Below are 14,685 nucleotides of genomic sequence, written 5' to 3'. Positions count from 1 at the left end.
TAACACTGCTCGATCGTCGTCCGGACGAAAACGCTACCGCTAGACTAGGATGGGTTCTCACTCTAGGCAAGCCGGGGAAGCTCATGCTCAACAGCAGCACAGTCCCGGCGATTCAGGGCTGGCTCGTCTTCATGTGCTAATCCTTGCCGGGGAAAATGCCCTGAACGTCTTGTGGCATTAATCTAGTGCTGCTGTAAATGCCCATAAAGCTTGGCGTACAAACCACCATCGGCAATCAGCTGCTGATGGTCGCCATCCTCGGCAACCTGGCCACCGTCGAATACCAGAACACGGTCGGCCTGTTTCACGGCCGACAACCGGTGCGCAATGATCAGCGTGGTGCGGTTGCTCAAGAACCGCGCCAGTGCCTGGTGCAGGTTGTATTCGGTGGCCGCGTCCAGGGCGGACGTGGCCTCGTCGAGGATTACCACCTTGGGTTCGGCCAACACCATCCGCGCAATCGCCAGGCGTTGACGCTGCCCGCCGGATAAACGCACACCGGAGCGCCCGACAATACTGTCCAGGCCATTGGGCAGTTCACGCACCGTGTTGTGCAGCTGAGCAATTTCCAATGCCTGCCAGCAGGCTTCATCGGTGCGTTCGCGGCCCATGGTCAGGTTGGCGCGCACGGTGTCGTTGAACAGTGCCGGGTGCTGCAAGACCACGGCGACATTTTCACGCACGGTTTCCAGGCCGATCTCTTCCTGAGTCGAACCACCGAAACGGATGGTGCCGGCCAACGGTGTGTACAAGCCCAGCAGCAACTGCACCAGGGTGCTTTTGCCTCCCCCGCTGGCGCCGACAATCGCGACTTTTTCACCGGGGGCAATCGACAGGTTCATTTGGTTCAGCACCAATTCGTCGCCATAGCCGAAACTCAATCCCTGAACTTCGATGCCTACCGTGTCGCGCCCCTGAAACGGGTCGACACTGCCGCTGTATTGCGGCTCATCAGCACGGGCCAACAACTCGTTGATCCGCGACAGCGCACCGCCGGCGGCGTAAAAGGCGTATTGCAGGTTGAGCAGTTGTTCCACCGGACCGATCATGAACCACAGGTAGCTGAACACGGCCAGCATCTGGCCGATGGACAGGTCGGAAAACAGCACGGTGAGCATGGCCGCGGCGCGAAAAATATCGATGCCGAACTGGAACAGCAAGCCGCTGGCGCGGTTCGATGCATCGGTTTTCCACTGCGAGTTCACCGCGTAATCGCGCACTTCACGCGCTCGCTGGCCAAGCCGTCCGAGGAAAAAACCCTGACGATTACCGGCGCGCACTTCCTGGATGGCATCCAGGGTTTCGGTCAAGGCCTGGGTGAAGCGCGAGGTGCTGTCGTTCTCGAGTTTCTTCAGGTGTTTGACCCGCTTGCCCAACTGCACCGTGGCATAGATCACCAGCGGGTTGAACAGCAGGATCAGCAGCGCGAGTTTCCAGTGCATCCACATCAGGATCGAGGCGGTGCCCACCAGCGTCAGCATCGCCACGAGGAAACGACTGAGGGTTTCGCCGACGAATTTGTCCACGGTGTCCAGATCGGTGACCAGGTGCGTAGTCACCGTGCCGCTGCCCAGGCTTTCGTATTCCCCCAGCGAAATGCATTTGAGCCGTTCGATCAACCGCACCCGGATCCGATACACGATGTCCTTGGCCAGCGCCGCAAACAACTTCGCCTGCACCACGTTGAACAACAACGCCGCACAGCGTAGTGCCAGAGTCACCAGCAGCATCAGGCCAATGTAACCCGCAGCTTTCTGCCAGACGTCGGGCAGCGCGTGGTTCATGATTTTCAGCGCGGCGTCGCCGTGGCCCAGCAGTACTTCGTCCACCAGCAACGGCAACAGCAAGGGGATCGGCACGCTGCACAGCGTTGCCAATACCGCGACGCCGTTGGCGATCCACAGGGATTTTTTATGGTGAAGGGCCAGGCGACGGATTTCTGCCCAGCTCAGACGGTCGACACGTGCAGGGGCTGGAACGTCGTCGGGCAGGTCATGCACAGGCAGCGCGCTCCAGCCAGCGGCCGAGCAACGGTGACAACACATTCAACGGTTGATACCCATTGGTCAGCAACGCCAATTGACCATCACGCTCTGCCAGCAAGGTCGGGAAACCGGCAATGCCCAGGTCCTGGACCCAGGTGAAATCGGCAGCGGTGGCTGCGTGCTGATCGGCACGGTCAAAGGCGGCGGCGAATTCGATGCGCGGCAAACCGGCCTGCTCCGCCAGCTCCACCAACACACTGGCGTGAGTGACGTCGCGACCTTCGGCGTAGAAGGCCTGCTGGATCAACCCGAGCAGTTTCCACGCGCAATCCGGTGCCAGGCTGCGCGCCGTCACCAGCGCCCGACAGGCAGGCTCGGTGTCGTAGACGAACCCGTCAGGCAGCGCGCCTTCAAACTTGAACGGTTGGCCAGTGGCCTCGTGGACCGCCTGCCAGTGTTCAAGGATGTAGCGCCGGGTGGTCGGCTCCAGCGCTGAGCCGCTGCCGGTGCGCAAACCGCCGACGACCAGATGCACGTCCACCCCCGCCGCCTGCGCCTGCTCGACCAGCGCGTTGGCCACTGGCGCAAAGCCCCAGCACCAGGAACACATCGGGTCCATCACATAGAGCAGGCGACGTACAGACATGGCTCAAGCCTCGGAAGGAGTTTGCTTGTAGTTGTAACCGATCGGGTGCGGCAGGTTGCGCGCCTTGGCCAGTTCGATCTGCTTCTGCCGGTCGATGGCACTGCGACGGGTTTTCTCGCTCAGCTTATCCCAGCAATGCGGGCAACTGATGCCGGCCACATAGTGCTCGGACGCGCGGTCTTCGACGCTGACAGGCGTACGACAGGCATGACATTGATCGTAGTCGCCTTCGCTGAGGTCGTGGCGCACGGTCACGCGGTTATCGAACACGAAGCAGTCGCCCTGCCATTTGGTTTCTTCCTGCGGCACCTCTTCGAGGTACTTCAGGATGCCACCCTTGAGGTGATAGACCTCGTCAAAACCCTGGCTGAGCATGTAGCTCGAAGCCTTTTCGCAACGAATGCCGCCGGTGCAGAACATCGCGACTTTCTTGTGCACGGCCGGGTCGAAATTGGCTTTGATGTAGTCGGGGAATTCGCGAAAACTGGTGGTCTTCGGATCGATGGCGCCTTCGAAGGTGCCAATCGAGACTTCGTAATCGTTGCGGGTGTCGATCAGCAGCACTTCGGGATCGCTGATCAGCGCGTTCCAGTTCTGCGGATCCACATAGGTGCCGACCTTTTTGTTCGGGTCCACGCCTTCAACGCCCAAGGTGACGATTTCTTTCTTGAGTTTGACTTTGGTGCGATAGAACGGCTGCTCGTCGCAGTACGACTCTTTGTGATCGATGTCGTCCATGCGCGGGTCGTTCTTGAGCCAGGCCATCAGCCCGTCAATGCCTTCGCGGCTGCCGGACACGGTGCCGTTGATGCCTTCTTCGGCGATCAGCAGCGTGCCTTTGATGCCGTTGTCGACCATCGCTTGCAGCAGCGGCTCGCGCAGGGCGACGTAATCTTCCAGGGTGACGAACTTATACAGTGCCGCCACGACAATCTGTTGTGTCATGGGTAATTCTCCAGGTGGCTACCCTCGTAAGGGGTGAACCGGATGCGAAAAAAAACGCGCCGGGTAAGCGGCGCGTTGCGGATTCTAGCAAAAAAGATCGCAGCCTGCGGCAGCTCCTACACAGGAATGCATTCTCCTGTAGGAGCTGCCGCAGGCTGCGATCTTTTGATCTTAATGCTTGCTGCCGCCAGCGCAGGTCGGCGAAGCCGGAGCCGCGCCGATCTGTGCCCATTCTTGCGGCGTGTAGGTATGCAGCGCCAACGCATGGAACTCGCCCATCAGTTCGCCCAACGTGCCGTACACCTTCTGGTGACGCTTGACGCGATTGAGGCCTTCAAACTGCTGGCTGACCACCACGGCCTTGAAGTGGGTCTGCAACCCACGGCTGTGCATGTGGCTTTCATCCAGCACTTGCAGGTGCTCGGGCTGTAACAGCCCGAGCGTCGATTCGATGCGTTGTTGCATGGTCATCCCGAACTCCGCTTAAGGCTTTTTCTTGGCAGGAGCGGCGCCTTTAGGCTCCAGCTCGGCCGTCATGTCAGCCAGCAGTTTGTTGACCACAGGCACCGCGCTTTCCAGCTTGGCCTGGGTCATCTGTGCCGATTGCTGAGTCAGCTGCGGCATTTTTTCCAGGACTTTCTTGCCCAGTGGAGACTGGTAGAACGCAACCAGATCCTTGAGCTCGGATTCGCTGAAATTGGTGGTGTAAAGCTTGACCATGTCCGGCTTCAGCTTGTTCCAGCCAATGGCTGCGTCCAGAGCGGCGTTGGCCTTGGCTTGATAGGTTTCCAGCAGGGCTTTTTTCGACTCAGGGGCTTTGGTCTGTTCAAAGCGCTGAGCGAACATTTGCTGCACTTGCATGTACACCGGAGTGCCCAATTTGTCAGCGTGCGCCAGGGTCAGGAAAGCTTCGGCACTGGCGTTGTGGCTGGCGGTATCGGCAAAAACCTGGCCGCTGGCGCAAACCAGTGCAACCGCGGTACAGATGGCACGAAGACGAGTCATCGAGTTTCCTTTTCTAGCAGGCGAGGCAAAACCTCAAGGGCGTCCATTCTGCACCTAAAAAAGTGTGTCACTCAACCCCAAGCCTTGTCGCGCCTGATTTAGAGGGGTTGAACGGTCAAATTCCAGACTGATGGAACCACGGCCGGCGATCACGGCCTAAACTGCGCTATCAGACCGACAGGAGTGTGCATGATGAGCCGTATCGAAACCGACAGCCTGGGCCAGGTAGAAGTCCCGGATGACGCTTACTGGGGCGCTCAGACGCAACGCTCGCTGATCAACTTCGCCATCGGCAACGAGCGCATGCCGCTGGCCGTGCTGCACGCCCTGGCCCTGATCAAGAAAGCCGCGGCGCGCGTCAACGATCGCAATGGCGACCTGCCCGCCGACATCGCCCGGCTGATCGAACAGGCCGCCGACGAAGTGCTCGACGGTGACCACGACGAGCAGTTCCCGCTGGTGGTCTGGCAGACCGGCAGCGGCACCCAGAGCAACATGAACGTCAACGAAGTGATCGCCGGTCGCGCCAACGAACTGGCCGGCAACCCGCGCGGCGGCAAGACGCCGGTGCATCCCAACGATCACGTCAACCGTTCCCAGAGTTCCAACGATTGCTTCCCCACGGCCATGCACATCGCGACGGCTCAGGCGGTGCAGCAGCATTTGCTGCCGGCGATCAGCGAATTGTCGGGCGGGTTGGCGGAGTTGTCCGCACGACACATGAAACTGGTCAAGACCGGTCGTACCCATATGATGGACGCCACGCCGATTACCTTCGGCCAGGAACTCTCAGCGTTCATCGCGCAACTGGATTACGCCGAGCGGGCGATCCGAAGCGCGCTGCCGGCGGTCTGTGAACTGGCTCAGGGTGGCACTGCGGTCGGCACCGGATTGAACTCGCCCCACGGTTTTGGCGAAGCGATCGCTGCTGAACTGGCCGCCCTCTCCGGCCTGCCGTTCGTTACGGCCCCCAATAAATTTGCCGCCCTGGCCGGCCACGAGCCGCTGGTCACCCTTTCCGGCGCCCTGAAGACCCTTGCCGTAACCCTGATGAAAATCGCCAACGACCTGCGCCTGCTGGGCTCCGGGCCGCGAGCGGGGTTGGCCGAAGTGAAACTGCCGGCCAATGAGCCGGGCAGTTCGATCATGCCCGGCAAGGTCAACCCGACTCAGTGCGAAGCCCTGTCGATGCTGGCCTGTCAGGTATTGGGCAATGACGTTGCCATCGGTTTTGCCGCCAGTCAGGGCCACCTGCAATTGAACGTGTTCAAACCGGTGATCATCCACAACCTGCTGCAATCGATCCGCTTGCTGGGCGATGGCTGCAGTAACTTCCAGCAGCATTGCATCGCCGGGCTGGAACCGGATGTCGAGAAAATGGCCGAGCACCTGGAACAAGGCTTGATGCTGGTGACGGCACTGAACCCTCATATCGGCTACGACAAGTCGGCGGAGATCGCCAAGAAGGCTTACAGCGAGGGGCTGACCCTGCGTGAGGCGGCGTTGCAGCTGGGCTATCTGACGAATGAAGAGTTTGATGCGTGGGTGCGGCCGGAGGATATGTTGGAGGCTGGCAAGCAGGGGTGAATCTGAAAGTGATTCAGTGCCTGACAGTCAGTCTTCGCGAGCAAGCCCGCTCCCACAGTGACCGAGTTCTCTCAGGGGAACGCGGTCGAATGTGGGAGCGGGCTTGCTCGCGAAGAACGATAACGCGGTCTACCGTGTGACTGCCATCCGCACCCGCCGCGCCCTGAGCCCCGCCATCAACGATGGCCCCAACGCCACCAGCGCCGACCCGATCACCACCAGCACCGCCCCGCCATAACCCAGACCATTGATCTGTTCGGCCTGCACATACTCCGGCCATAACCACGCGGCCACGGCCACGGCGGCAAAGGTCACCAGCGGCGTGATTGCCAGCGTTGCACTGACCCGCGAAGCCTCCCAATGGGCCAGGGCTTCAGCGAAGGCGCCATAAGCGATCAGGGTGTTCAAACAGCACGCCAGCAGCAGCCAGCCTTGCAACGGACTCAATTGCAGCGCCTCCAGCGGATGCACCCATGGCGTCAGCAACAGCGCACAGAACAGGTAAATCACCATCATCACCTGCAACGAATTCCACACCGTGAGCAACTGCTTCTGGCCCAAGGCATAGAAGGTCCAGACCGTGGACGCCAAGAGCACCATCAGCACACCGGCGGTGTAATCGGTCAGGGAGGTGAGCAACTCACTCAAGCGCTGATTGAAGAACAGTGCAAAGCCGATCAGCAGCACCAACAGGCCAAACCCCTGCCCCACGCTAAACCGTTCCTTGAACACGAACAGACTGGCGATCAGCAACATGATCGGGCCCATCTGCACCACCAGTTGCGCGGTGCCGGGGCTGAGCAGGTTCAGGCCCATCAGGTACAACACGTAGTTGCCGACCAGTCCGAGTACCGCCATCAACACCAGCCAGCCACCGCGCGGGCCGAGGACTTTGCGACTCGGCAGGCGTTTGGTCGCCGCCAGATAAATGAACAGACAACCGCCGGACACCAGCAAGCGAAACCAGGTCACCGTCACCGGGTCCATCACCAGCAGCACTTGCTTGAGCTTGATTGGCAGGATTCCCCACAGCAACGCGGTCAGCAAGGCCAGGCACAGACCATAAACCCAGCGACCCGATGAAATATGCATGCTGACCCCGAAGCCGATTGGCGAAAACGGTCATTCTAGGCTCAGACGGGAACGCGACACAGGGACAGTTGCCGACGGGCCGCGAATGAAACTGTGCAGGTCGCACCATAAAGTTGACGATATGCCGTCGATCAGCTCGCCAGGCGTGACAAGTGGTTCATGCATAAGCTCATTGAAACCGTCACCCGCAGGAGATCGCCCATGTACGGCATGCGCGCCCAAGACAACGCCCCCGCCACCCACTTTCGTTGTGACCGCTTATGTCGTGTGAATGGAGAGTTGTACTTCACCACGCGGGAACACACGCTGGAGGGTCCGTTTGAAAACCGGGAAGCAGCGGTGCGTGAGATTCAAGCGTATATCGAGCGGATGCAGTTCTTGTGCATGAGCCGGTAAACTGCGGCGTCTGCATTCGCGAGCAAGCCCGCTCCCACATTTAACCGTATCCAACGTTAGAATTCGGTCAAATGTGGGAGCGGGCTTGCTCGCGAAAGCGGTTGATCAGGCAACAAATCTTGCAGATTTAACGCACCGCCTCAAACAACCCCGTAGCCCCCATCCCGCCCCCCACGCACATGGTGACGATGCCGTAGCGCAGGTTACGCCGCTGCAATTCACGCACGATGTGCCCGACCTGACGCGAGCCGGTCATGCCGAACGGATGGCCGATGGCAATCGAGCCGCCGTTGACGTTGTATTTGTCGTTGTCGATTTCCAGCCGATTACGGCTGTACAGGCATTGCGAGGCGAACGCTTCGTTGAGTTCCCACAGATCAATGTCGGCAACCTGCAATCCCTTGGCCTTGAGCAACTTCGGCACCGAAAACACCGGGCCGATGCCCATTTCGTCTGGCTGACACCCGGCCACGGCAAAACCGCGAAAGAAGGCTTTGGGCTTGAGCCCCAGCGCCAGGGCTTTTTCCAGGCTCATCACCAGGGTCATCGAAGCGCCGTCGGACAGCTGCGACGAGTTGCCCGCGGTCACCGAGCCGTCCTCGGCAAACACCGGTTTCAACCCGGCCAGGCTTTGCAGCGTGGTATCCGGGCGGTTGCAGTCGTCGTGATCGACGATGCCGTCGAGAATCTGCACTTGGCCGGTGGCCTTGTCTTCAACGCGATACTTCACCGCCATCGGCACGATTTCATCGTTGAACAACCCGGCGGCCTGCGCCAAGGCGGTACGTTGCTGGCTTTGCAGGGCGTACACATCCTGGTCCTGGCGACTGACGTCGTAACGACGCGCGACGATTTCGGCGGTCTGGCCCATGGGGAAATAGATGCCCGGTACCTGCTCTTTCAGCAACGGGTTGATCAGGTTGTCGGTGTTGACACTTTTCATGGTCAGGCTGATCGACTCGACGCCACCGGCGACGATAATGTCGCTGCAGCCCGAAGCGATCTGATTGGCGGCGATGGCGATGGCCTGCAAGCCCGATGAACAGAAGCGGTTAAGGGTCATGCCACCGGTGCCGATGCCCAGATGCGATAGCACCGCGACGTTGCGGCCGATGTTGAAGCCCTGGGCGCCTTCGTTGGAGCCGGCGCCGACGATGCAATCCTCGACACTGGCCGGGTCGACGTCATTGCGCGTGAGCAACGCATTGACACAGTGGGCCGCCATGTCGTCCGGACGGGTCATGTTGAACTTGCCGCGAAAGGATTTGGCCAGGCCGGTCCGTACGCTGTCGACGATCACCACTTCACGCATGGCATACACCTCATTGTTGTTGTCAGTCAGGAGTTGGACCGAGCATAAGTCCACCCTATGACTGACCGCGACAATCATTCACCTCGCGTATGCGTAGCCATCGGTTCAGCGCTTGCGTTTTCGCAGCTTCTTCTCGCGTTTGTCGGACTTTTCGAAGGCCTCTTCCAGCGCCTGGTTAAGGGTGCGCAGGACCTTGACCCGCGCCCAGCGCTTGTCATTGGCTTCCACCAGGGTCCACGGTGATATCTCGGTGCTGGTGCGATCGACCATGTCGCCGACAGCGGTGCGGTAATCGTCCCACTTGTCGCGATTGCGCCAGTCGTCTTCGGTGATCTTGAAACGCTTGAAGGGGATTTCTTCACGCTCCTGGAAGCGCTCCAGTTGGGTCTGTTTGTCGATGGCCAGCCAGAACTTGACCACGATCACCTCGGCGTCGGCGATCTGCTCTTCGAAGTCGTTGATCTCACCGTAGGCGCGCAACCAATCCGCCTTGCTGCAATAGCCTTCGATGCGCTCCACCAGCACCCGGCCATACCAGGAACGGTCGAACACAGTGAATTTGCCCCGCGCCGGAATATGCCGCCAGAACCGCCAGAGATACGGTTGGGCCCGTTCTTCCTCGGTAGGCGCGGCGATCGGCACGATGTCGTACTGGCGCGGGTCGAGTGCCGCTGCCACCCGACGAATTGCCCCGCCCTTGCCTGCCGCGTCATTGCCTTCGAACAATGCAATCAACGCGTGACGACGCATGCGCTTGTCGCGCATCAACCCGGAAAACCGTGCCTGCTCGGTAATCAGTTGTTCTTCGTAATCGTCCTTGTCCAGGCTCAGCGTCATGTCCAGGCTGTCGAGCAAATTCACCTGATCGACGCTGGGGAACAAGGGCGCGGCGCTGACTTTGTCCGGGTGAATCCTGGGTCTTTTCAATGCACTTTGCAGGCCATCGAGCAGAATCTTGCCGACCGCCAGGCTTCTATAGTTCGCGTCCACGCCTGCAATCACATGCCACGGCGCATAGTCGCGGCTGGTGCGGCGCAGCACCCGTTCGCCGTATTTGACGAATTTGTCGTAGGTCTGCGATTGCTGCCAGTCCAGCGGGCTGATGCGCCAACTGTGCAACGGATCATCGGCCAGTGCCTTGAGCCGCGCTTTCATTTGTTTTTTGGAGAGGTGAAACCAGAACTTGAAGATCAGCACGCCTTCGTCGCACAGCATCTTCTCCAGCCGCTCAGCCCCATTGATGCTTTGATCGAGTCGCGGATCCTTGAACAAGCCATGAACCCGTCCCTGCAGCATCTGGCTGTACCAGTTGCCGAAGAAAATCCCCATGCGGCCCTTGGCCGGGAGCATCCGCCAGTAGCGCCAGGCCGGCGGTCGCGCCAGTTCTTCGTCGGTCTGCTGGTCGAAGGTGCGAACCTCGATCGAGCGCGGGTCCATCCATTCATTGAGCAACTTGACGGTCTCGCCCTTGCCGGCCCCTTCAATGCCGTTGATCAAAATGATTACTGGAAAACGCTGTTGCTGCCGAAGTTCGAACTGCGCTTCGAGCAAAGCTTCACGCAGGGCCGGCACTTCGGCGTCATAGGTTTCTTTGTCGATGGTATGACCGATTTCGGCAGATTCGAACATGGAGCAGCTCCTTCCAGGATTGAGCAAGACTAGCGGAAGATGGAGGTGTGCGGTGATGTAAAAAAGATCAAAAGATCGCAGCCTTCGGCAGCTCCTACATGGGACCGGTGTAAACCTGTAGGAGCTGCCGAAGGCTGCGATCTTTTGTGGCAGCACACCCTTTTGAGCAGGCGGGCTAGAATGGCCACCTTGTCGTTGCCGAGCCTGCCATGAAACCTGTATTGCCCCACGCCCAGCTCGACTGGGACGACCAAGGTCGCCCGCGTTCGCGGGTGTTCGATGATGTGTATTTTTCCGACCTGTCGGGCCTTGAAGAAACCCGCTACGTGTTTCTGCAGCAAAACGATTTGCCCGATCGTTTCGCCGCCTTGCCGGCGGGTGGGCGACTGGTTATTGGCGAAACCGGGTTCGGCACCGGGCTGAATTTTCTCTGTGCCTGGCAGTTGTTCGAACAGCACGCGGTGGCCGGTGCGCGGCTGCATTTTGTCAGTGTCGAAAAGTACCCGCTGAGCGCTCCCGATCTGCAACGGGCCCTGGCGCTATGGCCGGAACTCAAGCCGTTTGCCGATCAATTGCTGGCGCAATACGTCGCGATCCATCAAGGCTTTCAGCGCCTGGTGCTGGGCAACGGCCGCGTCACCCTGACCTTGCTGATCGGCGATGCACTTGAGCAGTTGCCGCAACTGGATGCGCAAATCGACGCCTGGTTTCTCGACGGTTTCGCCCCGGCGAAAAACCCCGACATGTGGACCGCCGAATTGTTTGCCGAACTGGCTCGCCTGGCGGCACCCGGCTCGACCATCAGCACCTTTACCAGCACCGGCTGGGTACGCCGTTTGCTGAATGCGGCGGGTTTCAAGATGAAGCGCACGCCGGGCATCGGCCATAAATGGGAAATTCTGCGGGGCACGTTCCTCGGTTGGCCTGAAGAGGCCGCTAAACCGACCTCGCCAAAACCCTGGTTCGCTCGTCCACAGCCGCTGACCGGCGAACGCCACGCCCTGGTGATCGGTGCCGGGCTGGCCGGTTGCGCCAGTGCCGCCAGCCTGGCCGCGCGGGGTTGGCAAGTGAGCCTGCTGGACCGCCACGAAGCACTGGCGCAGGAAGCCTCAGGCAATCCTCAGGGCGTGCTGTATCTCAAGCTTTCGGCCCATGGCACGGCATTGTCGCAATTGATCGTCAGCGGTTTTGGTTACACCCGACGTCTGCTGGAACAACTGCAGCGTGGCGTCGACTGGGACGATTGCGGAGTCTTGCAACTGGCCTTCAATGCCAAGGAAGCCGAGCGTCAGGCGCAATTGGCAACGGCCTTTTCACCGAGCCTGGTGCACCTGCTCGATCAACCCCAGGCCCAGGCCCGGGCCGGCATCGAATTGGCCCATGGCGGCTTGTTCTACCCTGAAGGCGGTTGGGTTCATCCGCCTGCGTTGTGCCAGTGGCAGGCGTCCTCAACGAACATCCAGTGGCTGCCCCATCGCGACGTGCTGGAACTGCGCAAGGTCGATGATCAGTGGCAGGCCTGGGACGGCGATGTATTACTAGCCAGTGCGCCGGTGGTGATTCTGGCCGGCGCCGCCGAGATCAAGCGTTTTCCCCACAGCGCCGACCTGCCCCTCAAACGCATTCGTGGCCAGATCACCCGACTGGCACAAACCTCTGAAAGCCAGCGCCTGGCGACCGTCGTCTGCGCCGAAGGCTATGTGGCGCCCGCACGTCTGGGCGAACACACCCTCGGCGCCAGCTTCGATTTCAAAAGCGATGAGCTGACCCCGACCGTCGCCGAACACCTTGGCAACCTGGCGTTGCTCGAGGAAATCTCCACTGACCTGGTCGCCCGTCTGCATGTTCCAGACCTGGACCCGCAGCGACTGGAAGGACGCGCGGCATTCCGCTGCACCAGCCCCGACTATCTGCCGATCGTCGGACCGTTGGCCGACCAGGCAGCCTTCGCCGAAGCCTATGCCGCACTGAGCAAAGATGCCCGGCAAGTGCCGGACATTCCCTGCCCATGGCTCGAGGGGTTTTACGTCAACAGCGGTCACGGCTCTCGCGGTTTGATCACCGCGCCGTTGTCTGGCGAGCTGTTGGCGGCATGGCTTGAAAACGAGCCCCTGCCCTTGCCGAAAGCGGTGGCCGAGGCCTGCCATCCCAATCGTTTTGCCTTACGCAAATTGATCCGCGGAAAAGCCTGACCCACAGCCTTATAACTTATCGGTCTAAAACTCCAGGGATTCACGTGGGTCAGTTTCTGAGTACCCGCCGTTTTTGGCGGGTATCGATTGACCCTCCCCAACGGAAAAACCGGTAAGGACTTATGTGCGGATTAGCTGGAGAATTACGTTTCGACCATCAACCTGCGGACCTCGCAGCCATCGAACGAATCACCCATCACCTGGCCCCTCGCGGCCCTGATGCGTGGGGCTTCCACAGCCAGGGGCCGATTGCCCTGGGCCATCGGCGCCTGAAAATCATGGACCTGTCGGACGGCTCGGCACAGCCGATGATCGACAACCAACTGGGCCTGTCCCTGGCCTTCAACGGCGCGATCTACAACTTCCCGGAACTGCGCACTGAGCTTGAAAGCCTCGGTTACGCCTTCTATTCCGGCGGCGACACCGAAGTGCTGCTCAAGGGGTATCACGCCTGGGGCGAAGCCCTGTTGCCCAAACTCAATGGCATGTTCGCCTTCGCCATTTGGGAGCGCGACGCCAAGCGTCTGTTCATTGCCCGCGACCGTCTCGGCGTGAAGCCGTTGTACCTGTCGCGCACCGGCCAGCGCCTGCGCTTTGCCTCGGCCCTGCCGGCCTTGCTCAAGGGCGGCGACATCAACCCGATTCTCGACCCGGTGGCGCTCAATCATTATCTGAACTTTCATGCGGTGGTTCCGGCTCCGCGCACCTTGCTGGCGGGCATCGAGAAACTGCCCCCTGCGAGCTGGATGCGCATCGAAGCGGACGGCACCACCGAGCAGAAAACCTGGTGGACCCTGCCCTACGGCCCAAATGCCGACGAACTGAACCTGACCCTCGAAGACTGGCGCGATCGCGTGCTCGACAGCACCCGTGATGCAGTGGCGATCCGTCAACGGGCGGCGGTGGACGTTGGCGTGTTGCTTTCCGGCGGCGTCGATTCAAGTCTGTTGGTGGGCCTGTTGCGCGAAGTCGGGGTCGAAAATCTGTCGACCTTTTCCATCGGTTTCCAGGATGCCGGCGGCGAGCGTGGTGACGAGTTCCAGTATTCGGACCTGATCGCCAAGCACTACGGCACACACCATCACCAACTGCGCATCGACGAAAAAGAGATCATCGAGCAACTGCCCGCGGCGTTCCGCGCCATGAGCGAGCCGATGGTCAGCCATGACTGCATCGCGTTCTATTTGCTGTCTCGCGAAGTGGCCAAGCACTGCAAGGTGGTGCAAAGCGGCCAGGGCGCGGACGAGTTGTTCGCCGGGTATCACTGGTATCCGCAGGTGGACGGTGCGAGCGATCCGTACGCGGCGTATCGCGATGCGTTTTTTGACCGCAGCTACGCCGACTACGCCGCCACGGTGCAGCCGAAATGGCTGACGGCCAACGACGCGGCCGGCGACTTCGTGAAGGAACATTTCGCACAGCCCGGTGCCGACGCAGCCGTGGACAAAGCCCTACGCCTGGACAGCACCGTGATGCTGGTGGATGACCCGGTCAAGCGGGTCGACAACATGACCATGGCCTGGGGCCTGGAAGCGCGTACGCCCTTTCTCGACTATCGCCTGGTGGAATTGTCGGCGCGGGTGCCGGGCAAATTCAAACTGCCGGATGGCGGTAAGCAAGTCTTGAAAGAAGCGGCGCGGCTGGTCATTCCGAGTGAAGTGATCGACCGCAAAAAAGGTTACTTCCCGGTCCCCGGCCTCAAGCATTTGCAGGGCGAGACGCTGAACTGGGTGCGTGAACTGCTGCTCGATCCGAGTCAGGATCGTGGCCTGTTCAACCCCGCCATGCTCGACCGCCTGCTGACCGATCCACAAGGTCAACTGACCCCGTTGCGCGGCTCCAAGCTGTGGCAATTGGCAGCCCTGAACCTGTGGCTCAGTGAACAAGGAATCTGAT

General features: G+C 60.3%; 12 protein-coding genes. 4 read left to right on the top strand and 8 right to left on the bottom strand.

All coding sequences use genetic code 11. The features are described 5' to 3' along the window. Positions 1-182: 182 nt before the first annotated feature. From IB250_RS10420 to IB250_RS10400, 5 genes are all read right to left on the bottom strand, one after another. On the bottom strand, positions 183-2,000 hold the full coding sequence (locus IB250_RS10420) for an ABC transporter ATP-binding protein (protein ID WP_192344032.1): 1,818 nt from the start codon (positions 1,998-2,000) through the stop codon (positions 183-185). Continuing rightward, entirely contained in the window at positions 1,993-2,595 is a 603-nt protein-coding gene (locus tag IB250_RS10415) for a DsbA family protein (RefSeq protein ID WP_192344147.1), read from the bottom strand. The genes IB250_RS10420 and IB250_RS10415 overlap by 8 nt, the downstream gene beginning before the upstream one ends. 39 nt (positions 2,596-2,634) lie before the next feature. Further along, positions 2,635-3,576, bottom strand: a complete 942-nt coding sequence (locus IB250_RS10410; protein WP_095634957.1) for a rhodanese-related sulfurtransferase — start codon at positions 3,574-3,576, stop codon at positions 2,635-2,637. A gap of 171 nt (positions 3,577-3,747) precedes the next feature. Continuing rightward, positions 3,748-4,047, bottom strand: a complete 300-nt coding sequence (locus IB250_RS10405; RefSeq protein ID WP_192344031.1) for a BolA family protein — start codon at positions 4,045-4,047, stop codon at positions 3,748-3,750. Positions 4,048-4,059: 12 nt separating this feature from the next. Beyond that, the gene (locus IB250_RS10400) at positions 4,060-4,581 is read right to left on the bottom strand and encodes a DUF2059 domain-containing protein (RefSeq protein ID WP_008071591.1); all 522 of its coding nucleotides are present in this window, start codon (positions 4,579-4,581) and stop codon (positions 4,060-4,062) included. A 192-nt stretch (positions 4,582-4,773) separates the two neighbouring features. On the opposite strand from IB250_RS10400, the gene IB250_RS10395 reads away from it, so the two are divergent. Then, positions 4,774-6,168 carry a class II fumarate hydratase gene (locus IB250_RS10395; RefSeq protein WP_192344030.1) on the top strand — a complete coding sequence of 465 codons (1,395 nt, stop codon included), beginning with the start codon at positions 4,774-4,776 and terminating at the stop codon, positions 6,166-6,168. Between the two features lie 129 nt (positions 6,169-6,297). Here the strand turns inward: IB250_RS10395 and IB250_RS10390 are convergent, their stop codons facing one another. After that, positions 6,298-7,260 (bottom strand): DMT family transporter, encoded by a 963-nt coding sequence (locus IB250_RS10390; protein WP_192344029.1) that lies wholly within the window; start codon positions 7,258-7,260, stop codon positions 6,298-6,300. Positions 7,261-7,461: 201 nt separating this feature from the next. Between IB250_RS10390 and IB250_RS10385 the strand changes: the two genes are divergently transcribed. Continuing rightward, on the top strand, positions 7,462-7,656 hold the full coding sequence (locus tag IB250_RS10385; protein WP_123494538.1) for a DUF6316 family protein: 195 nt from the start codon (positions 7,462-7,464) through the stop codon (positions 7,654-7,656). A gap of 127 nt (positions 7,657-7,783) precedes the next feature. On the opposite strand, the gene IB250_RS10380 is transcribed toward IB250_RS10385, so the two are convergent. After that, complete coding sequence (locus tag IB250_RS10380; protein WP_192344028.1) at positions 7,784-8,968, bottom strand: thiolase family protein; 1,185 nt, start codon at positions 8,966-8,968, stop codon at positions 7,784-7,786. A gap of 105 nt (positions 8,969-9,073) precedes the next feature. Then, positions 9,074-10,597 (bottom strand): polyphosphate:AMP phosphotransferase, encoded by a 1,524-nt coding sequence (gene pap / locus IB250_RS10375; protein ID WP_192344027.1) that lies wholly within the window; start codon positions 10,595-10,597, stop codon positions 9,074-9,076. Positions 10,598-10,806: 209 nt separating this feature from the next. On the opposite strand from pap, the gene mnmC reads away from it, so the two are divergent. Both mnmC and IB250_RS10365 read left to right on the top strand, forming a co-directional pair. Next, the gene (mnmC, locus tag IB250_RS10370; protein ID WP_192344026.1) at positions 10,807-12,789 is read left to right on the top strand and encodes a bifunctional tRNA (5-methylaminomethyl-2-thiouridine)(34)-methyltransferase MnmD/FAD-dependent 5-carboxymethylaminomethyl-2-thiouridine(34) oxidoreductase MnmC; all 1,983 of its coding nucleotides are present in this window, start codon (positions 10,807-10,809) and stop codon (positions 12,787-12,789) included. 122 nt (positions 12,790-12,911) lie between these two features. Then, the gene (locus IB250_RS10365) at positions 12,912-14,684 is read left to right on the top strand and encodes an N-acetylglutaminylglutamine amidotransferase (RefSeq protein WP_192344025.1); all 1,773 of its coding nucleotides are present in this window, start codon (positions 12,912-12,914) and stop codon (positions 14,682-14,684) included. Position 14,685 lies beyond the last annotated feature (1 nt).

This window comes from Pseudomonas sp. PDM09 (assembly GCF_014852305.1).
Classification (GTDB): domain Bacteria; phylum Pseudomonadota; class Gammaproteobacteria; order Pseudomonadales; family Pseudomonadaceae; genus Aquipseudomonas.
Note: the sequence above shows the minus strand (reverse complement) of the source record. Positions and strands in the feature narration are given on the sequence as shown.

Bases quoted from the DNA above. Each gene is read 5' to 3' on its own strand.
- IB250_RS10415 (WP_192344147.1), bottom strand. From the start codon at position 2,595: ATGTGTTCCTGGTGCTGGGGCTTTGCGCCAGTGGCCAACGCGCTGGTC.
- IB250_RS10410 (WP_095634957.1), bottom strand. From the start codon at position 3,576: ATGACACAACAGATTGTCGTGGCGGCACTGTATAAGTTCGTCACCCTG.
- IB250_RS10405 (WP_192344031.1), bottom strand. From the start codon at position 4,047: ATGACCATGCAACAACGCATCGAATCGACGCTCGGGCTGTTACAGCCC.
- IB250_RS10400 (WP_008071591.1), bottom strand. From the start codon at position 4,581: ATGACTCGTCTTCGTGCCATCTGTACCGCGGTTGCACTGGTTTGCGCC.
- IB250_RS10395 (WP_192344030.1), top strand. From the start codon at position 4,774: ATGAGCCGTATCGAAACCGACAGCCTGGGCCAGGTAGAAGTCCCGGAT.
- IB250_RS10390 (WP_192344029.1), bottom strand. From the start codon at position 7,260: ATGCATATTTCATCGGGTCGCTGGGTTTATGGTCTGTGCCTGGCCTTG.
- IB250_RS10385 (WP_123494538.1), top strand. From the start codon at position 7,462: ATGTACGGCATGCGCGCCCAAGACAACGCCCCCGCCACCCACTTTCGT.
- IB250_RS10380 (WP_192344028.1), bottom strand. From the start codon at position 8,968: ATGCGTGAAGTGGTGATCGTCGACAGCGTACGGACCGGCCTGGCCAAA.
- pap (WP_192344027.1), bottom strand. From the start codon at position 10,597: ATGTTCGAATCTGCCGAAATCGGTCATACCATCGACAAAGAAACCTAT.
- mnmC (WP_192344026.1), top strand. From the start codon at position 10,807: ATGAAACCTGTATTGCCCCACGCCCAGCTCGACTGGGACGACCAAGGT.
- IB250_RS10365 (WP_192344025.1), top strand. From the start codon at position 12,912: ATGTGCGGATTAGCTGGAGAATTACGTTTCGACCATCAACCTGCGGAC.